This window comes from Pseudomonas sp. PK-RTE-24 (assembly GCF_054052265.1).
Window position 1 is genome coordinate 414,796 of sequence record NZ_CM133224.1, and the last position, 19,437, is coordinate 434,232.

Below are 19,437 nucleotides of genomic sequence, written 5' to 3' on the forward strand. Positions count from 1 at the left end.
CTTTTCCTTACCGCTCGATCAGCGCAATGCGCTTGTTGTACCAGTTCATCAGCAGGGAAATGCTGATACTGATCGCCAGGTACACGCTCATGGTGATGGCAATCACTTCGATGGCCTGCCCGGTCTGGTTGAGCACGGTGCCAGCGAACAGCGAAACCATTTCCGGGTAACCGATACCGGCTGCCAGCGAGGAGTTCTTCGCAAGGTTCAGGTATTGGCTGGTCAGCGGCGGAATGATCACGCGCAGGGCCTGCGGGATGATCACCTTGCGCAGGGTCGGGCCGTTGCGCAGGCCAAGCGAACGCGCCGCTTCGGTCTGACCGTGGCTGACCGACTTGATCCCGGAACGCACGATCTCGGCGATAAACGCTGCGGTGTACACAGTGAGCGCCAGGGTCAACGCCAGCAGTTCCGGGATCAGCACCCAGCCACCGACAAAGTTGAAGCCCTTGAGCTCGGGCATTTCCCAGTGCAACGGAGCGCCGAAGATCAGCGCGCACAAGGTCGGGATCACCAGCGCAATTGCCAGGCCGGTCCAGAACTTGTGGAACGGTACGCCGGTTTCTTCGAAACGCTTGTTGGCCCAGCGGCACATCAGCACGATGCCGACGATGGCCAGCACGATGCTGATCACGAACGCCCAGAAGCCGTCAGCGGCGAGTGCGGCCGGCATGTTCAGGCCACGGCTGCTGACGAAAAAGGTGTCGCCGAAGTTGTGGCTGTTGCGCGGCCCCGGCATGGTCAGGAACACCGCGAAGTACCAGAACAGGATCTGCAGCAGCGGCGGAATGTTGCGGAATACTTCCACATACACCGTCGCCAGTTTGGCAATGATCCAGTTCTGCGACAGCCGCGCTACACCGACGATGAAACCGAGAATCGTCGCCAGGATCACGCCGATAAATGTCACCAACAGGGTGTTGAGCAGGCCGATGACAAACACCCGCGCATAACTGTCCGCTTCGGTGTAGTCGATCAGGGTTTGAGCGATGCCGAACCCGGCACTACGCTCCAGAAAGCTGAAACCGGAAGTGATACCCCGGTGCTGAAGGTTGGTTTGCGTGTTGTCGAACAGGTACCAGCCAAGCGAGACCACCGCCACAACGGTGATGATCTGGAATAGCCACGCACGCACTCGTGGATCGCTGAGGCTGAGCCTCTGCTTTGGTGCGCCGATTGAATTTTGCATGAAGTGCCCCGGAAGAAATGGAACAAGAACATCACCCGGCGGTTGGCCCGCCGGGCGATAGAACCATTAGCGCACTGGTGGTGCGTACTGAATGCCGCCGTTGTTCCACAGGGCGTTCAGGCCACGGTCGATTTCCAGCGGAGTGCTCTTGCCGAGGTTTTTCTCGAAGATTTCGCCGTAGTTGCCGACCTGCTTGACGATCTGCACAACCCAGTCTTTCGGCAGTTTCAGGTCTTTGCCGTATTCGCCGTCAGCACCGAGCATACGGGCCACGTCCGGGTTCTTGGTGGACTTGGCTTCAGCTTCGACGTTCTTCGAAGTGATGCCGGCTTCTTCGGCATTGAGCAGCGCGTAGCCGACCCAACGCACGATGGCCAGCCACTCGTCGTCGCCGTTACGTACGACCGGACCCAGTGGTTCTTTGGAAATGGTTTCCGGCAGAACCACGTAGTCCTTCGGCGAGGCCAGCTTGCTGCGCTGGGCGAACAGCTGGGACTTGTCGGAGGTCAGCACGTCGCAACGACCGGATTCCAGCGACTTGGCGCTTTCATCGGAGGTGTCGAAGGTGATCGGGGTGTATTTCAGACCGTTGCCACGGAAGTAGTCGGAAACGTTCAGCTCGGTGGTGGTACCGGCCTGGATGCAGATGGTAGCGCCGTCGAGCTCTTTGGCACTTTTCACGCCCAGCTTGTTGTTTACCAGGAAGCCGATGCCGTCGTAGTAGGTGATGAAGCCCGGGAATTTCAGGCCCATGCCCGCGTCACGGGAGCTGGTCATGGTGGTGTTGCGCGACAGGATGTCGATCTCGCCGGACTGCAGCGCGGTGAAGCGCTCCTTGGCGTTCAACTGGCTGAACTTGACCTTGTTGGCGTCGCCGAAAACGGCTGCGGCCACAGCGCGGCAGACGTCGGCGTCGATGCCGAGAATCTTGCCGGTCGCATCCGGTACCGAGAAGCCCGGCAGACCGTCGCTCACGCCACACTGCACGAAACCTTTTTTCTGTACCGCATCCAGGGTTGCACCCGCCTGAGCGAACCCGCTGACGCCGAGTACTGCTGCAGCAGTCACGACCGCCAGAGTGGATTTCAACATCTTCATTCAAACCTCCAGTTTTGCTCTTGTTGTGTCGGAGCTTGAGTCCAGTCGCACCCTTTTGAGGCGTTGTTGACCCGTGTTGGCTTTTTTTGGGGTCAACCGACGTAAGACCTTCGCTATGAGTCTAGTAGGAGAAAATCCACATCATGGATCACTCACTTCTCACCAATCGGCCGAACGGGCTGTAGCCCTTTCACGTTCGCTAAGCCCGTAGCGGCCATTGGCGAACATCCATCACCGGATTCGTTGCTATCCCATCACGCGACTGACACTGATAGTGTTACCGCCACGCGTAGGACGCTTCGTACGCAAACCTCCATAGCAAACGCCGTACCACACCGCTTGCGAAAGTGATTGCGCGACACGTCAATAGCTAAACTTGTAACCTTGCGACATCTTGTTAACGGATCAACCGGGCGCGCACTTCAATCACGCACTCAATGAGAGCGCCCGCACATTTTTGGAGCAGACATGACCGAGCCCTTGATTCTTCAGCCTGTTAAGCCCGCAGACGCCTGCGTGATCTGGCTGCACGGCCTCGGCGCCGACCGTTACGACTTCCTGCCGGTGGCCGAGGCGTTGCAGGAAAGCCTGCTGAGCACGCGTTTTGTGCTGCCGCAGGCGCCGACGCGTCCAGTGACGATAAATGGCGGATATGCCATGCCCAGCTGGTACGACATCAAGGCCATGAGCCCGGCCCGGGCGATCGACCGTGACCAGTTGGAAGCTTCGGCAGAGCGCATCATCGAACTGATCGAAGCCGAGCGCGCCAGCGGAATAGACGCCTCGCGGATTTTTCTCGCCGGGTTTTCCCAGGGCGGCGCGGTGGTATTGCACACCGCATTTCTGAAGTGGCAGGGGCCGTTGGGTGGGGTGCTGGCGTTGTCGACTTACGCACCGACATTCAGCGACGAACTGGAGTTATCCGCCAGCCAGCAGCGCATTCCGGTGCTCTCGCTGCACGGCCAGTTCGATAACGTGGTGCAGAACTCGATGGGCCGCAGTGCTTACGAGCATTTGAAGAAGCATGGTGTCACCGTGACATGGCAGGAATACCCAATGGAGCACGAAGTGTTACCTGAAGAGATTCGAGACATTGGTGTCTGGTTGAGCGAACGACTGCGCTGATTGTCGACCAATCCCTGCCCATTGATCCCTCCTACTACGCCGCGCCCGATTCTTGCATTACACTGGCCGGCGTACATTCCTTAACCAATTGATGAGATGACCGTGCTCAAAGCACTCAAGAAAATGTTCGGTAAAAGCGAGGCTGAGCAGCTCGCGCCAGTTCCCAGTGCGCCGTCGCACGCCCCCGGTCATCGCGCCGATGCCCCGCAGGCCGACCGCCCCGCTCCCGCAGCCGCACCGAAGCCCGAAGAAAAACCCGCTGCGGCCGCGCCAATGGCCGTAGAGCCTGCACCCGGCGAAGCGCCGAAACCGGCCAGACCGCGTCGCGAACCGAAGCCCAAGGCACCGGTCATTCCATGGAAACTCGAAGACTTCGTCGTCGAGCCACAGGAAGGCAAAACCCGCTTTCACGATTTCAAGCTTGCCCCGGAACTGATGCACGCCATTCAGGACCTGGGCTTTCCTTACTGCACGCCGATCCAGGCGCAGGTGCTGGGCTTCACCCTCGCCGGCAAAGACGCCATCGGCCGCGCGCAGACCGGCACCGGCAAGACCGCCGCGTTCCTGATCTCGATCATCACCCAGTTGCTGCAGACGCCGCCGCCGAAAGAGCGCTATATGGGCGAGCCGCGTGCGCTGATCATCGCGCCGACCCGCGAACTGGTGGTGCAGATCGCCAAGGACGCCGCTGACCTGACCAAGTACACCGGCCTCAACGTCATGACGTTCGTCGGCGGCATGGACTTCGACAAACAGCTCAAGCACCTCGAAGCGCGGCATTGCGACATCCTCGTCGCCACGCCGGGCCGCTTGCTCGACTTCAACCAGCGCGGCGACGTGCACCTGGACATGGTCGAAGTGATGGTCCTGGACGAAGCTGACCGCATGCTCGACATGGGTTTCATCCCGCAGGTACGGCAGATCATTCGCCAGACCCCGCCGAAATCCGAGCGCCAGACCCTGCTGTTCTCCGCGACCTTCACCGAAGACGTGATGAATCTGGCCAAGCAATGGACCACCGACCCGGCGATTGTCGAAATCGAAATCACCAACGTTGCCAACGAGAACGTCGAGCAGCACATCTACGCCGTGGCCGCTGCCGACAAATACAAGCTGCTCTACAACCTGGTCAACGACAACGGTTGGGAGCGAGTCATCGTGTTTGCCAACCGCAAGGACGAAGTACGCCGCATCGAAGAACGCCTGGTGCGTGACGGCATCAACGCCGCGCAACTCTCCGGTGATGTGCCGCAGCACAAGCGCATCAAGACTCTGGAAGGTTTCCGCGAAGGCAAGATCCGCGTGCTGGTAGCCACCGATGTCGCCGGTCGCGGCATCCACATCGACGGCATCAGCCACGTGATCAACTTCACCCTGCCGGAAGTCCCGGACGATTACGTGCACCGCATTGGCCGTACCGGTCGTGCTGGCGCCGATGGCGTGTCGATCAGCTTTGCCGGCGAGGACGACTCTTACCAGTTGCCGTCGATCGAAGAAAAGCTTGGTCGCAAGATCAGCTGTGAAACCCCGCCGACGCATCTGCTGCGTGCGGTTGAGCGCAAGCGTCCGCAGTAAGCGCCACGAAATGAAAAAGCGCAGCCGGCAACGGACTGCGCTTTTTTTATGCCCGATGGTTGCTCGCCAGAACTAAAAGTCCATAATGGAAAAATAAGTTTAGTTTCGGAGCGCGAAATGTCCAGTACGCCCTATGTGATCGATCAAGCCCAGGCCCATGAGCTATTGGCGCGTATCGATGTTCCGCAAATCCTGCACAAGCTGTTCCGCGATCTGGCGGCCGGAAACGCCGTGCAGCCGGCGCAGCAATGGGTCGAGTTTCCGCAGGGTGCCGGCGACTTCATCAACTACTTGGGTGTACTGGCCGAGGACGGCGTGTACGGAGTGAAGACTTCGCCGTACATCGTCCGTGAGCAGGGAGCGCTGGTGACGGCATGGACCCTGCTGATGTCGATGAAAACCGGCCAGCCGCTGCTGCTCTGTGATGCCGGCGAACTGACCACCGCGCGCACCGCCGCGACCACGGCCGTGGCGGTCGACGCCCTCGCCCCGTTGAATGCCCAGCGACTGGCGATCATCGGCAGCGGCAAGGTTGCTCAAGCGCATCTGCATTACGCCAAAGCGCTGCGCGACTGGAAGAGCATCAGCCTGTATTCGCCGTCGCTGCTGGAAGATGCGCAAACACAGGCCGAGTTGAAGTGCATTGTGCCGTCAGTGAAGATTGCCGACAGCCTTGAGACCGTCACCGCCGATGCGGATGTGATCATGCTCTGCACCTCGTCGGCCGGGCCGGTGATTGATCCTGCAACGTTAAGCAAACCGGCGCTGATCACCTCGATCAGCACCAACGCCCCCCGCGCCCATGAAGTACCGCCGCAAAGTCTCAACGACATGCAGGTGTTCTGCGACTATCGTCTGACCACGCCGGGTTCGGCAGGTGAGATGCTGATTGCCGCCGAACAGCATGGCTGGAACAAGGATTCGATTGTCGGCGACCTCGCCGACTTGCTCAGCGAAAAAGTGCCGCGCCCGGGTTACGACCGTCACGTGTTCTTCCGTTCAATCGGCTTGGGCCTGGAAGACATTGCCCTCGCCAATGCGGTTTATCACTTAACCCACTAACGCCAAAAATCCCCTGTGGGAGCGAGCCTGCTCGCGAATGCGGTCTGACATTCAGCGAAGATGTCGACTGATACACCGCTTTCGCGAGCAGGCTCGCTCCCACAAGGGACTAGCGAACGCCTTGATATTGCGTACCCACTGGAGACCTACATGAACCACGCAGATTTCATCATCATCGGCGGCGGGATTGCCGGCGCTTCCACCGGGTTCTGGCTGGCGCCGCACGGCAAAGTGATCGTGCTCGAGCGTGAAACCCATCCCGGCTATCACTCCACCGGTCGCTCCGCCGCGCTGTACACCGCCGCCTACGGCACCGCACAGGTCCGCGCACTGACTCAGGCGAGCCGCGCGTTTTTCGACAGTCCTCCGAGCGGCTTTTGCGAGCACCCGCTGCTGACCCCGCGCGGCGAAATGACCGTCGACTTCATCGGTGATCCCGCCGAACTGAACAACCAATACCTCAGCGCCAAAGCCACCGTGCCGCAGATGCAACTGCTCAGCGCCGACGAAGCCTGCGCGCGTCTGCCGATCCTGCGCCGGGAAAAAGTCCACGGCGCGATCTACGATCCATCGGCCTGCGACATCGACACCGACGCGCTGCATCAAGGCTACCTGCGCGGCATCCGGCGCAACCACGGCGAAGTGCGCACCGATTGCGAAGTGCTCGGCTTGAGCCGCGATGCCGATGGCCTGTGGATCGTGCAGACCAACGGCGAGACATTCACCGCACCGGTGCTTATCAATGCCGCCGGTGCCTGGGCCGACAAGATCGCTGCCCTGGCCGGTGCGCAGCCGCTGGGTCTGCAAGCGAAACGCCGCGCCGCATTTATCTTTGCCGGCCCGGAAGGCGTTGACACTCATCATTGGCCAATGCTGGTCAGCCTCGACGAATCCTTCTACATGAAGCCCGACGCCGGCATGTTCCTCGGCTCGCCGGCCAACGCCGATCCGGTCGAACCGCACGATGTGCAGCCGGAAGAACTCGACATCGCCATGGGCATTTATCAGATCGAAGAGGCCACCACGCTGACCATCCGCCGTCCGACCCGCACCTGGGCCGGTCTGCGCAGTTTCGTTGCCGACGGTGATTTGCTCAGCGGCTTTGATCCGCAGGTGCCAGGGCTGTTCTGGGTCGCCGCGCAGGGCGGCTACGGCATTCAGACGTCGCCGGCGATGGGCCAGGCCAGTGCGGCGCTGGTGCGCGGCGAGCCATTCCCCGAGCACCTGCATCAATTCGGTCTGGACAGCGCCATGCTCTCCCCGGCCCGACTGGTTTGATCGCATCGACTCGTCGAAAAGATTGCGGCACACTCGCAGCGCCCCGGCACAAGGGGCGCTGACGCTGCCTGGAGCTCCACTGTCATGACTGCCCCCGAATTCGACCCGGCGCTGGATAACTTCCGCGCCATCGCCGACGCCATTGCCACGCTGTTCTTCCCCCACGCCGAGGTGGTGCTGCACGACCTGCGCACGCAGAAGGTCGACTACATCGCCAACAACCTGTCCAAGCGCGAGATCGGCGACGACTCGTCACTGGAAGACATGCTCAGCGAGGATGTCAGCGACAGGAACATCGGCCCGTACGAAAAGCTCAACTGGGACGGTCAGAAAATTCGCAGCCTGAGCACCGTGCTGCGTGACAGCGAAAGTCGGCCGCTGGCGGTGCTGTGCATCAATCTGAATATTTCCCTGTTCGAGAACGCCAAAGCGGCGCTGGACCTGTTTCTCTCGCCGAGCAAGCTGATTCCGCAGCCGGACTCGCTGTTCCGTGATGACTGGCAGGAACGCATCAACACCTTCCTCCACGCCTGGTTGCGCGAGCGGCAGTTGAGCCTGAACCTGCTGACCCGCGATCACAAACGCGAACTGGTGCTGGCGCTGCACGCCGAGGGCGCGTTCAAGGGCAAGAGCGCCTCGAACTACGTGGCCAATGTGCTGAACATGGGGCGGGCGACGGTGTACAAACATTTGAAGGAATTGAAGGGCTGAAGATTTGCATCGCTAGCGCTGGCCTCTTCGCGAGCAGGCTCGCTCCCACATTTGGAATGCGTTACCCCTGTGGGAGCGAGCCTGCTCGCGAAAGCGCTTGATCAATCGCCGTAGATATCGGTCTTGAAATACTTCTCGGAAATCTTCTGATACTCGCCATTCGCGCGAATTCCGTCGATGGCGCTGTTCAACTGGCTGACCAGTTCACCGTTGCCCTTGCGCACGGCAATACCCGCACCTTCGCCGACGTACTTCGGATCCTTCAGCTCCGGCCCGACAAACTCATAACCCTTGCCACGCGGCATCGACAGAAAGTCATTGAGCGGGATGGTGTCGGCGAAAATCGCATCGAGGCGCCCCGCCGCCAGGTCCATGTAGATTTCTTCGTTGTTGCTGTAGCGCTTGACGTTGATGCCCTTGGGTTCGAACACCTCGGTGGCATAACGATCGGTGGTGGTCGCGCGCTGCACGCCGACGTTCTTACCTTTGAGGCTGGCGTACTGATCATCCACCGTCGCGCCTTCCTTCATGACCAGACGCGAAGAAGTGAAATAGTACTTGTGGCTGAAATCCACCGACTTCTTGCGATCTTCGTTGATGGTCATCGACGACAGCGCCATGTCGATCTTCTTCACTTTCAGCGAAGGAATCAGCCCGTCGAACTCACCTTCAACCCACACGCACTTGACCTTCATCTGCGCACACAGGGCATTGCCGATGTCGTAGTCGAAACCGACGATTTCACCTTTATCGGTTTTCGAAGCGAACGGCGGATAGGCCGCTTCGATGCCGATACGCAGGGTTTTCTCGGCGGCGAAGACGCTGGAGCAGGCCAGCAGACTGAGAGCCAGACCGGTGATGAGGGGAAGTTTCTTCATGTTCGTTCTCTCGCGGGTTGTTGTTGGTTTGGCGAAGAAGAGCAGCTACAAGCGGCAAGCTGATAGCTGCAAGACAGAAGCTTTTTTGTACTTGGAAATCCATACTGGACTCTCAGGTACAAATCGTCAATCGGGTAGAGAGGGAAGGATTTTCGGTGTCACAGATGACGCCTTCGCGAGCAGGCTCGCTCCCACAGGGGAACGCTTTCCAATTGTGGGAGCGAGCCTGCTCGCGAAGACTGACCGGAGGGCGCTACAGAAACTACTTCTTCCAGCGATCCGCAGCCGCATGATCACTGTCACGCCCTTCGACCCAACGCGGGCCGTCACTGGTGTTTTCTTTTTTCCAGAACGGCGCGCGGGTTTTCAGGTAGTCCATGACGAAGGCGCAGGCGTCGAACGCGGCCTGGCGATGGGCGCTGGCGGCACCGACGAATACGATCGGCTCGCCCGGCTCCAGCGCGCCGATGCGGTGCAGCACTTCCAGTTTCAACAGCGGCCAGCGCTGCTCGGCTTCGACGGCGATCTTGCCGAGGGCTTTTTCGGTCATGCCCGGATAGTGCTCAAGGAACATCCCGGCCACGTCGAGCCCGTCGTTGAAGTCGCGCACGTAACCGACAAAGCTCACCACCGCGCCCACACCGACATTGGCCGCGTGCATCGCATTGACTTCAGCGCCCGGATCGAACGGCGTGGCCTGCACGCGAATCGCCATGCTCAGCCTCCGGTCACGGTGGGGAAAAACGCCACTTCATCACCATCGACAACTGGCTCGTCGAGCTGGCAGAGGTCTTCGTTGCGTGCGCACATCAGGTTCTGCTCGCTCAGCACTTCGGCGCCATCACGTTCTGCCAACAGTGCCCGAACGTCATCGACGGTGGCGAAATCGCCTTCAACCGCAACCGAATCCACGCCCAGCGCTTCACGGTAGCGGGCAAAAAATTTCACGGTCAGTTTCATGGCTGCTCCGCCTGGAAGTGGCCGCTCTTGCCGCCGACTTTCTCCAGCAGACGCACGCTTTCGATGGTCATGCCCCGGTCGACGGCTTTGCACATGTCGTAAATGGTCAGGGCGGCGACGCTGGCGGCGGTCAGCGCTTCCATCTCGACGCCGGTCTGCCCGGACAGCTTGCAGCGGGCGACGATACGCACGCTGTCATCGCCTTCGGCGCTGAGTTCGACTTTGACGCCGGTGAGCATCAGCGGGTGGCACAGGGGAATCAGATCGCTGGTCTTCTTCGCCGCCTGAATTCCGGCAATGCGCGCCACGGCGAACACATCACCCTTGGGATGACCGCCGCTGACGATCATCTGCAAGGTTGCGGGGAGCATGCGCACCAGCGCTTGAGCGGTCGCTTCACGGAACGTCACGGCTTTTTCAGTGACGTCGACCATGTTGGCGCGACCTTGGGAATCGAGATGAGTCAGCACGGGATTACTCCTGATCAGGAGCGTGGATTGTAAACCTGTGGGTCAGATATCCGCATCACTGATTATGAAATCACCGTTGCCCCCTGTGGGAGCGAGCCTGCTCGCGAAAGCGGATTCAGATTCACTATAGATGTCGACTGATACACCGCATTCGCGAGCAGGCTCGCTCCCACAGGAGATATGCATTTATCCATAAAAAAACCGGGCGGCTTTAAGGGCCGCCCGGTTCTGGGTGAAAGGTTACAGATGCGATTCGGCGTATTCGGCCAGGATCGAGCGAGGCACCCCTTGCAGGGTGATGTGCACACCGTTGGGGAAGTCCTTGAAACGTTCGGTCAGGTAGGTCAGCCCGGAGCTGGTCGCGGACAGGTAAGGGGTGTCGATCTGCGCCAGGTTGCCCAGGCACACCACTTTGGAACCGGCGCCGGCACGGGTGATGATGGTTTTCATCTGGTGCGGCGTGAGGTTCTGGCATTCGTCGATCAGGATCAGGCTCTGCTGGAAGCTGCGACCGCGAATGTAGTTGAGCGATTTGAACTGCAACGGCACTTTGCTGAGGATGTAGTCGACGCTGCCATGGGTGTTTTCGTCATCCATGTGCAAGGCTTCGAGGTTGTCGGTGATGGCGCCCAGCCAAGGCTCCATTTTTTCCGCTTCGGTGCCGGGCAGGAAGCCGATTTCCTGGTCCAGACCCTGCACGCTGCGGGTGGCGATGATGCGGCGATAACGTTTGCTGACCATGGTCTGCTCGATGGCAGCGGCCAGCGCCAGAATGGTTTTACCGGAACCGGCGGCGCCGGACAGGTTGACCAGATGAATGTCCGGGTCAAGCAACGCGTACAGCGCCAGACTCTGATAGATGTCGCGCGGCTTCAGGCCCCAGGCCTCCTGATGCAGCAGTGGCTCCTGGTGCAGGTCGAGGATCAGCAGGCGGTCTTCCTGGATTTCCTTGATCCAGCCGACAAAGCCCTGCTCGTCGATGATGAACTCGTTGATGTGCACGGCCGGCAGGTTGTCGATCAGTTGTACCTGATGCCAGGTGCGGCCGTGGTCCTGACGGGTTTCGACCTTGCTCACGCGGTCCCAGAAGGAGCCGGTCATGTTGTGGTAGCCGTTGGGCAGCAGGGACACGTCATCGACCAATTGGTCGGTGCTGTAGTCCTCGGCGTCGATCCCACAGGCGCGCGCCTTGAGGCGCATGTTGATGTCTTTGGTGACCAGCACCACCGGTTTTTGCGGATCGCGGGTATGCAGATCAATCAGTTGGTTGATGATTTTGTTGTCGTTCAGATGTTCGGGCAGAATCAGGTTCGACTCGGCCTGCTTGCTCATCAGAATTGACAGCAAGCCCTTCGGCCCGCCCTTGCCACGCTGGATCGGCACGCCCAGTTCAACGTCTTCAGGGGACGCATCGCCCAGGGTCTTGTCGATCAGGCGGATCGCCTGGCGGCATTCGGCGGCCACGCTGTGATGGCCGCTCTTGAGCTTGTCCAGCTCTTCCAGCACGGTCATCGGGATGGCGACGTGGTGTTCTTCGAAATTCAGCAGGGCATTTGGATCGTGAATCAATACGTTGGTATCGAGTACATACAGGATTGGCTGGTTGGAGGAAGGGCTGCGTCCGTGATCATCCATACTCGGTCACCTTTGTGGGAGCCATTCGACGCAATACCGTGACAGTGCTGCGCCTCGAGGTGACTGCCGAATTCATCCACGAGGGCCTGGATGAACTGCACACAATAGGAGTCTGGGAAGACGCCACCTGTGTCGCAGGTTTCGGCGGTCTGTCTTCGTAATACTCCAAAACCGATGACATAAAAAAGCACTTTGACGGTTTTTTTAAGTTTATTTTGCAGAGTGACGAAAAGCCCTTGGCGGACTCCCCGTACCCCGCTAAAGTCGGAAGTCCGCCTGCATCGAATTCCTCCTGAAAATTACCCCAAGCCCAATGTTTCCGGGCTTTTTGTCGTTTCTCAACGAAACGCGTCCTGACAGTCTTCCCAGCCGATACCGCTCTGCGCAGTCTGGGTGATCAGCCACGGCAGGGACGTCTTCACCGCATCCTGTTTCATGTTGAAATTGATCACCCCGTGCCGCCACAGCAGCATCAGGGTCAGCACCCGCTGCGCGCTCGCCGGGCCTTTGAGTTTGCCGGCACCGTCCTGGGCATCGATGTCCCACAGCCCCACTTGCAGGCCCTGGCTGTTGAAGAAACCTTGTGCGTCACTGCGGCGCTGACCATCCGGCGGACGGAACAGCGGCACGTAGTTTTCCGGCAGTTTGTTCTTCACCAGATCGGCGCTGCGCCGCACCGAATCCTGCCAGTCCTGCCAATGGCTGTGAGAGCGGAACTCCCAGCCCTGCACGCCAACGCACTGCCGGGAAAAACTCGCCTGCAGACTGCTGACCGAACGCCCTGCGAGTCGCGCCTGAATATCCTTGCCCAGTACAAAGAACGTTGCGCTCAGATTCGATTTTCGCAGGTACTCGGTCAGCCAGTCGGTGTTGTCCGGTTGCACGTTGGCGGCGCTGTCGAACGTCAGCAGAAACAGCCGGTCGTGCATGTCGTCGCCGTTGCGCTCGTAGTCGCCGAAACGATCGAATTCGTTACTGGTTTGCGGTGACAGCGCGGCCTTGCGCATCAGCTCGTCGAGGTACTGCAAATGGAAGATCCGGCTCGGCTCGGCCCATTTGGTGTAATAGCTGTCGTCGCTGACGACGAACTTGGCCGCCTGCTCGCGCAGGGTCGGCAGGTCTTCGACGAGGAAGCAGAACGAGGCGTCCTGATCGCAGCTTTGCTGGGCGTGGTTGTAGTTGGCGAGCAAGCGCTGCCAGAGGCGCTGGCGCAGCTGATTGACCGCATCGATATTGACCGTGCGCAGGCCCAGGCGCTGGGCCAGTGCCGCCTCGTCGATGGACTCGGTGCCGAGCAGGCCGCGAGCGAACATGAGGATTTCCGCCCGCGACGCGACGTCGAACAGGGTCGGGTTGCTGAGCTGCTCCGGCCAGGTCGTGCGATCCAGCGTTGCCGCATCGCCGGGCGCCGCCATGGCGCCGAAGCTCAGCAGCCACGCGGTGAATAAAAGAACAATGCGCAAAGGGATGTCTCCATAACAAAACCCGCGCGGCACTATAGCTGATCCTGTCCTATTCCCCTTAGCCACGGATGATCGTTCCCACGCTCTGCGTGGTAACGCCTCCCCGGACGCTCCGCGTCCGACGACTGTGACGCAGAGCGTCACGGGCTGCATTCCCACGCGGAGCGTGGGAACGATCATGTAAATCCGCTTTCGCGAGCAGGCTCGCTCCCACAAGGGGTTTGAGTTAAGCCGTCGATCACCTATGGGCTTGATAGCTGGAGTCAACAAGGACAACCCCCTAGAATCGCCCCCACGATTAAAGGAGACGACTTCATGCTGATGGTGATTTCCCCCGCCAAGACCCTCGACTACGAAACACCGCCGGCGACCCAGCGCTTTACCCAGCCGCAGTACCTCGACCATTCCCAGGAATTGATCCAGCAGTTGCGCGAGCTGAGTCCGGCGCAGATCAGCGAGTTGATGCACGTGTCCGACAAAATCGGTGGCCTCAACGCCGCGCGTTTCGGCAGTTGGACCCCCAACTTCACCCCGGAAAACGCCAAGCAGGCCCTGCTCGCCTTCAAGGGTGATGTGTACACCGGCCTCGACGCGCAGTCCTTCAGCGAGGCGCAATTCGACTACGCGCAAAAGCACTTGCGCATGCTCTCCGGCCTTTATGGCCTGCTGCGGCCGCTGGACCTGATGCAACCCTATCGCCTGGAAATGGGCACCAAACTGGCCAACGGCCGTGGCAAGGATCTGTATGCGTTCTGGGGTACGCGCATCAGCGAGTGGCTGAATGAAGCGCTGGCCGATCAGGGCGATGACGTACTGCTCAATCTTGCATCCAACGAATACTTTTCCGCGGTCAAGCGCAGCGCGTTGAAGGCGCGGATCATCAACACCGAGTTCAAGGATCAGAAGAACGGCCAGTACAAGATCATCAGTTTCTACGCGAAGAAGGCGCGCGGCCTGATGAGCCGTTTTGTGATTGAGGAACGCATCAACGACCCGTCTCAACTCAAGCAATTCGATGTACAGGGTTATCGCTACAGCGCCGAGCAGTCGAAACCCGACAATCTGGTGTTTTTGCGCGACCACGCCCCGGAATAAAGCATGCCCTTTGCACGACTCTTTTTCTCAAGAGTCGTGCAGTCCGCCCGAAGTCAAAATTCCCCCGCCGCATATCGCCAAATTCATGGCGCCAATAAAACCACACTCTATTTTCTAATTTTAGTTTCACTCGACACTGAAGTTTTTTTTCAGTAGTGGCACCTAAATTTTTTACCCGTAGTGGCACAAAACTATCGGCCCCGGTTTCGCCCCGATAACTAAAGGGCGAAATCGTTAGTGCTATCAATTTGCACCCAGTGCCATCTTCATCAATATTTCAAAAAATTTCGACTGGCACGATGAGCGGGCTGGAACTATGTCCAAATGCATTGCTCATACCACCGGTAACGATTCTCGCCGAGTTTGTACGAGATAACTTACGCAGAGCTGATAGCCATGTAACCAAGTTGTCACAGCAACTTGCCTGAGTGACTAACTAGTCTCAAAACAATCGAAGGACAGGAGATACGCACCATTAATATCCCCTACAAAGGCCAAGGCCGCGCCCCTATAAACGTGCTCGCCTGAGCACCTAACTGCTTGATTTACCGGCCCCCTACCGGACGTCGAGCAGGCTACACGACTGCACTAGAGTCTTCCCGCACGGAAGATCGGCTGCATAACAGGGCAAGTCATAACAACAAGGCCTAGTTGCGCACATCTTGAGTGCACTTATTAGACACTCGGAACTTTGTATGCCTGCACACGGCATTGTGGCGCCTGTAAGCCGCACTTCCGAGTGCACTAGTGACCGCTGAACACCATTAACTCCGGCCTTCTAAGGCCTGATATATACAGAGGTAATTGCGATGCGCATCAGCATATTTGGTTTGGGTTACGTTGGCGCAGTATGTGCCGGTTGCCTGTCTGCACGGGGCCATGACGTAGTTGGCGTCGATGTTGCCAAAGACAAGATCGACATGATTAACGCCGGCAAATCGCCGATTGTAGAACCAGGCCTCGGCGAACTGCTGCAGCAGGGTATCCAGACCGGCCGTCTGCGCGGCACGACCAACTTCGCCGAGGCGATTCGTGATACCGACCTGTCGATGATCTGCGTCGGCACGCCAAGCAAAAAGAACGGCGACCTGGAACTGAACTACATCGAGGCCGTGTGCCGCGAGATCGGTTTTGTCCTGCGTGAAAAAACCACCCGCCACACCATCGTCGTGCGCAGCACCGTGTTGCCAGGCACCGTGGCCAACGTGGTCATCCCGATTCTGGAAGACTGCTCGGGCAAGAAGGCCGGCGTCGATTTCGGCGTTGCGGTCAACCCGGAATTCCTCCGCGAATCCACCGCCATCGCTGACTACGATCAGCCACCGATGACCGTTATCGGCGAGTTCGATACCGCCTCGGGCGACGTTCTGCAATCGCTGTACGAAGAACTCGACGCCCCGATCATCCGCAAGGACATCGCCGTTGCCGAGATGATCAAGTACACCTGCAACGTCTGGCACGCGACCAAAGTGACCTTCGCCAACGAGATCGGCAACATCGCCAAAGCCGTCGGCGTCGATGGTCGTGAAGTGATGGAAGTGGTCTGCCAGGACAAGACCCTGAACCTGTCCCAGTACTACATGCGTCCGGGCTTCGCCTTCGGCGGCTCGTGCCTGCCCAAAGACGTACGTGCGCTGACCTACCGCGCCGGTTCCCTGGACGTCGAAGCACCGCTGCTCAACTCGCTGATGCGCAGTAACGAATCGCAAGTGCAGAACGCTTTCGACATCGTTGAAAGCCATGAAAAACGCAAAGTCGCCCTGCTCGGTCTGAGCTTCAAGGCCGGCACCGACGACCTGCGCGAAAGCCCGCTGGTCGAACTGGCGGAAATGCTGATCGGCAAGGGTTACGACCTGAGCATCTACGACAGCAACGTCGAATACGCCCGTGTCCACGGTGCGAACAAGGACTACATCGAATCGAAGATTCCGCACGTATCGTCCCTGCTCAACTCCGACTTCGACTCGGTGATCGACAACTCCGACGTGATCATCCTCGGCAACCGCGACGAGAAATTCCGTTCGCTGGCCCAGGAAGTGCCGCAGGGCAAGCAAGTCATCGACCTGGTGGGCTTCATGTCCAAGGCCACCAGCGCCGGTAGCCGCACCGAAGGCATTTGCTGGTAAGGCAAGCCTCAAGCTTCAAGCCGCAAGCAAAAGCAACACGCTTGCGGCTTGAAGCCTCCATCACCTTCGGATGACGGTTATGACCAAGCTCAAACATTTTTTTCTGCAATCAGCCGGCTGGCTTTTTTATCTCAGTCTGCTGATGGGCCTGGCCTTGATGCTGCCCACGTCCACATTCGACTCCGAGTCGAAGGACTTCATTTTCCTGATTGGCGCCGTGGGTATCTGGCGCTACTCGATGGGTGCAACGCACTTTGTGCGCGGCATGATTTTTCTCTACATCGTTTACCCGCACCTGCGTCGCAAAGTACGCAAGCTGGGTAAAGCGGCCGATCCGTCGCATGTGTTTCTGATGGTCACCAGCTTTCGTATTGACGCGCTGACAACCGCGCAGGTCTACAGCTCGGTGATCCGCGAAGCCATCGACTGCGAACTGCCGACCACCATTGTCTGCTCGATCGTGGAAATGTCCGACGAGCTGCTGGTCAAGGCGCTGTGGGCACGGATGAATCCGCCGGAGCGGGTCAAGCTCGACTTCGTACGAATTCCCGGCACCGGCAAGCGCGATGGTCTGGCCTTCGGTTTCCGTGCGATCTCCCGTCACCTGCCGGACGACCGTGCCGTGGTGGCCGTGATCGACGGCGACACCGTGCTCGGCGAAGGCGTCGTGCGCAAGACCGTGCCGTGGTTCCAGCTGTTCGGCAATGTCGGCGGCCTGACCACCAACGAGTTCTGCGAAGTGCGCGGCGGTTACATCATGAGCGAATGGCACAAGCTGCGTTTCGCCCAGCGCCACATCAACATGTGCTCGATGGCCCTGTCCAAGCGCGTACTGACCATGACCGGTCGGATGTCGGTGTTCAAAGCCTCCGTGGTGACCAATCCGGAGTTCATCGCCGACGTTGAAAGCGACTCGCTGCAACACTGGCGCCTGGGCCGCTTCAAGTTCCTGACCGGTGACGACAAGTCGAGCTGGTTCAGCCTGATGCGCCTGGGTTACGACACCTTCTACGTGCCGGATGCCGCGATCAACACCGTTGAACATCCGCCGGAAAAGAGCTTCATCAAGGCCAGCCGCAAGCTGATGTTCCGCTGGTACGGCAACAACCTGCGCCAGAACTCGCGCGCACTGGGCCTGGGTATCCGCCGCCTCGGCGCGTTCACCTCGGTGGTGCTGTTCGACCAGCGCGTGTCGATGTGGACCTCGCTGCTCGGCCTGACCGTCGCACTGATCGCCAGCTTCAAGTACGGCACCGCGTTCATCCTCGTGTACCTGCTGTGGATCGGTATCACCCGCCTGATCCTGACGCTGTTGCTGTCGTGTTCCGGTCACCGCATCGGCCCTGCTTACCCGGCGATTCTGTATTACAACCAGATCGTTGGCGCCCTGGTGAAGATCTACGTGTTCTTCCGCCTCGACCAACAATCCTGGACTCGCCAGCCCACATCCCTGACCCGTGATCTCGCCAGCTTTCAACGTTGGTTCAACACCTGGTCGTCTCGGACCATGACCTTCTCCGCCGGCAGCATTTTTGTCGCCGTGCTGCTGATGATGGTCTGACCCGCTCCTATTGAATTAACAAGGAAATCGCCCCTATGAATACCGCCGTCAACGTCAACGTAGTGCATGAATCCGAAGCCCAGCGCCAGCACGCTCGCGTGAAAATCCCGGCCAAGCTGCGTTTCTTCGGCCCTGACCGGACTCCGCTCGAAGCGCGGGTCCTCGATCTGTCGGCTGGCGGTCTGGCGTTCAACGCCGGGCAGATGCCACTGACCATCGGCGAGGTGTACAAGGCGCGTCTGCAATTTGTCATCGACAACCTCGGCCTGGCCATGGACGTTGAACTGCAGGTGCGTTCCTTTGACCGCGCCACCGGCCGCGCCGGCTGCCAGTTCCAGAACCTCGAGCCGCAGGACATTTCCACCCTGCGCCACCTGATCACTTCGCACCTGGCCGGCGACATCGTCAGCATCGGCGAAGTGCTGGCGACCCTGCAGCGCGACAACTTCACCAAGGCGCGCAAGAACAAGACCAACGACACCGGCATGACCCCGTTCGGCCGCCTGAAAGCCGTGACCTTCAGCGCCGGTATTTTCGCTGTTGGTCTGGTCGCCGCCGGTTTCATCTTCAAGTCGGTGTACGGCATGTACTTCGTCAGCCACGCCCAGGCCGGTCTGGTCAGCGTGCCGGGGATGAACATCACCATGCCGCGCGACGGCACCGTACAGAGCCTGGTCAAGTCCGACGGCGTTGCCGCCAAAGGCGCACCGCTGGCGACCTTCAGCACCAGCATGCTCGACGTGCTCAAGGGCCATCTGGCCGAAGACCAACTGGCCCCGGCCAAGGTTGAAGAACTGTTCGGCAAGCAAATGACCGGCACCCTGACTTCGCCGTGCGACTGCACCGTGGCCCAGCAACTGGTGGCTGACGGGCAGTACGCGAGCAAGGGCGACGTGATCTTCCAGTTGGTGCCGCGCAACACCCAGGCCAACGTTGAAGCACGCTTCTCCTATCGCCAGTTCGGCGACGTGCGTCCAGGCACTCCGGTGAGCTTCCAGATCGCCGGCGAAGACAAGACCCGCACCGGCAAGATCGTCAGCAGCACGAGCCTGAAGAGCGCCGACCTGTCCTCCGACATTCGCGTACAGATCCAGCCTGACGAGCCGCTCGACAGCAGCCTCGCCGGCCGCCCGGTTGAAGTGAACAGCGACCGTGGCCCGAACCTGAACTGGCTGATCGACAAAGCCATGGCTGCCGGTCTTTAAGTCGAG

The 19,437-nt window shown here is 59.5% G+C and carries 17 protein-coding genes; 9 read left to right on the forward strand and 8 right to left on the reverse strand.

The features are described 5' to 3' along the window. Positions 1-7 precede the first annotated feature (7 nt). Both ACV8MC_RS01910 and ACV8MC_RS01915 read right to left on the reverse strand, forming a co-directional pair. Positions 8-1,189: an amino acid ABC transporter permease gene (locus ACV8MC_RS01910; RefSeq protein ID WP_071174462.1), complete on the reverse strand. Its 1,182-nt coding sequence runs from the start codon at positions 1,187-1,189 to the stop codon at positions 8-10. 66 nt (positions 1,190-1,255) lie between these two features. Continuing rightward, complete coding sequence (locus tag ACV8MC_RS01915; RefSeq protein ID WP_016771583.1) at positions 1,256-2,287, reverse strand: amino acid ABC transporter substrate-binding protein; 1,032 nt, start codon at positions 2,285-2,287, stop codon at positions 1,256-1,258. A gap of 468 nt (positions 2,288-2,755) precedes the next feature. Here ACV8MC_RS01915 and ACV8MC_RS01920 point away from each other — a divergent pair, with 468 nt between their 5' ends. The 5 genes from ACV8MC_RS01920 (at position 2,756) to ACV8MC_RS01940 (ending at position 8,038) form a co-directional block, all read left to right on the forward strand. After that, the gene (locus ACV8MC_RS01920; RefSeq protein WP_056783069.1) at positions 2,756-3,412 is read left to right on the forward strand and encodes an alpha/beta hydrolase; all 657 of its coding nucleotides are present in this window, start codon (positions 2,756-2,758) and stop codon (positions 3,410-3,412) included. Between the two features lie 96 nt (positions 3,413-3,508). Then, on the forward strand, positions 3,509-4,987 hold the full coding sequence (rhlB, locus tag ACV8MC_RS01925; RefSeq protein WP_056783067.1) for an ATP-dependent RNA helicase RhlB: 1,479 nt from the start codon (positions 3,509-3,511) through the stop codon (positions 4,985-4,987). A 117-nt stretch (positions 4,988-5,104) separates the two neighbouring features. Next, the gene (locus ACV8MC_RS01930; protein WP_056783066.1) at positions 5,105-6,049 is read left to right on the forward strand and encodes an ornithine cyclodeaminase family protein; all 945 of its coding nucleotides are present in this window, start codon (positions 5,105-5,107) and stop codon (positions 6,047-6,049) included. A gap of 150 nt (positions 6,050-6,199) precedes the next feature. Further along, a complete protein-coding gene (locus ACV8MC_RS01935) occupies positions 6,200-7,327 on the forward strand; it encodes an NAD(P)/FAD-dependent oxidoreductase (protein WP_353188219.1) in 1,128 nt (375 codons plus the stop codon). An 84-nt stretch (positions 7,328-7,411) separates the two neighbouring features. Then, on the forward strand, positions 7,412-8,038 hold the full coding sequence (locus tag ACV8MC_RS01940; RefSeq protein ID WP_016771588.1) for a helix-turn-helix transcriptional regulator: 627 nt from the start codon (positions 7,412-7,414) through the stop codon (positions 8,036-8,038). A 101-nt stretch (positions 8,039-8,139) separates the two neighbouring features. Here ACV8MC_RS01940 and ACV8MC_RS01945 read toward each other — a convergent pair whose 3' ends face one another. The 6 genes from ACV8MC_RS01945 to ACV8MC_RS01970 all read right to left on the reverse strand — a co-directional run bounded on the left by ACV8MC_RS01945 (position 8,140) and on the right by ACV8MC_RS01970 (position 13,396). Beyond that, positions 8,140-8,916: an ABC transporter substrate-binding protein gene (locus tag ACV8MC_RS01945; RefSeq protein WP_056783062.1), complete on the reverse strand. Its 777-nt coding sequence runs from the start codon at positions 8,914-8,916 to the stop codon at positions 8,140-8,142. Positions 8,917-9,178: 262 nt separating this feature from the next. Further along, positions 9,179-9,631, reverse strand: a complete 453-nt coding sequence (moaE, locus tag ACV8MC_RS01950) for a molybdopterin synthase catalytic subunit MoaE (RefSeq protein ID WP_016771590.1) — start codon at positions 9,629-9,631, stop codon at positions 9,179-9,181. Positions 9,632-9,633: 2 nt separating this feature from the next. Continuing rightward, complete coding sequence (locus ACV8MC_RS01955; RefSeq protein WP_024011686.1) at positions 9,634-9,876, reverse strand: MoaD/ThiS family protein; 243 nt, start codon at positions 9,874-9,876, stop codon at positions 9,634-9,636. Beyond that, complete coding sequence (moaC, locus tag ACV8MC_RS01960) at positions 9,873-10,346, reverse strand: cyclic pyranopterin monophosphate synthase MoaC (protein ID WP_041479492.1); 474 nt, start codon at positions 10,344-10,346, stop codon at positions 9,873-9,875. Before moaC ends, ACV8MC_RS01955 begins: the two co-directional genes overlap by 4 nt. A gap of 240 nt (positions 10,347-10,586) precedes the next feature. Beyond that, positions 10,587-11,981 carry a PhoH family protein gene (locus ACV8MC_RS01965; RefSeq protein ID WP_024011685.1) on the reverse strand — a complete coding sequence of 465 codons (1,395 nt, stop codon included), beginning with the start codon at positions 11,979-11,981 and terminating at the stop codon, positions 10,587-10,589. A 338-nt stretch (positions 11,982-12,319) separates the two neighbouring features. Beyond that, positions 12,320-13,396 carry a polysaccharide deacetylase family protein gene (locus tag ACV8MC_RS01970; protein WP_457265516.1) on the reverse strand — a complete coding sequence of 359 codons (1,077 nt, stop codon included), beginning with the start codon at positions 13,394-13,396 and terminating at the stop codon, positions 12,320-12,322. A 363-nt stretch (positions 13,397-13,759) separates the two neighbouring features. Here ACV8MC_RS01970 and yaaA point away from each other — a divergent pair, with 363 nt between their 5' ends. The 4 genes from yaaA to ACV8MC_RS01990 all read left to right on the forward strand — a co-directional run bounded on the left by yaaA (position 13,760) and on the right by ACV8MC_RS01990 (position 19,431). After that, positions 13,760-14,539: a peroxide stress protein YaaA gene (gene yaaA / locus ACV8MC_RS01975; protein WP_457264300.1), complete on the forward strand. Its 780-nt coding sequence runs from the start codon at positions 13,760-13,762 to the stop codon at positions 14,537-14,539. Positions 14,540-15,348: 809 nt separating this feature from the next. Further along, positions 15,349-16,665, forward strand: coding sequence for a nucleotide sugar dehydrogenase (locus ACV8MC_RS01980; protein WP_256809511.1), 1,317 nt, complete (start codon positions 15,349-15,351; stop codon positions 16,663-16,665). 79 nt (positions 16,666-16,744) lie between these two features. After that, a complete protein-coding gene (gene alg8 / locus ACV8MC_RS01985; protein ID WP_162098720.1) occupies positions 16,745-18,226 on the forward strand; it encodes a mannuronan synthase in 1,482 nt (493 codons plus the stop codon). 35 nt (positions 18,227-18,261) lie between these two features. Beyond that, the gene (locus tag ACV8MC_RS01990; RefSeq protein WP_024011680.1) at positions 18,262-19,431 is read left to right on the forward strand and encodes an alginate biosynthesis protein Alg44; all 1,170 of its coding nucleotides are present in this window, start codon (positions 18,262-18,264) and stop codon (positions 19,429-19,431) included. Positions 19,432-19,437 lie beyond the last annotated feature (6 nt).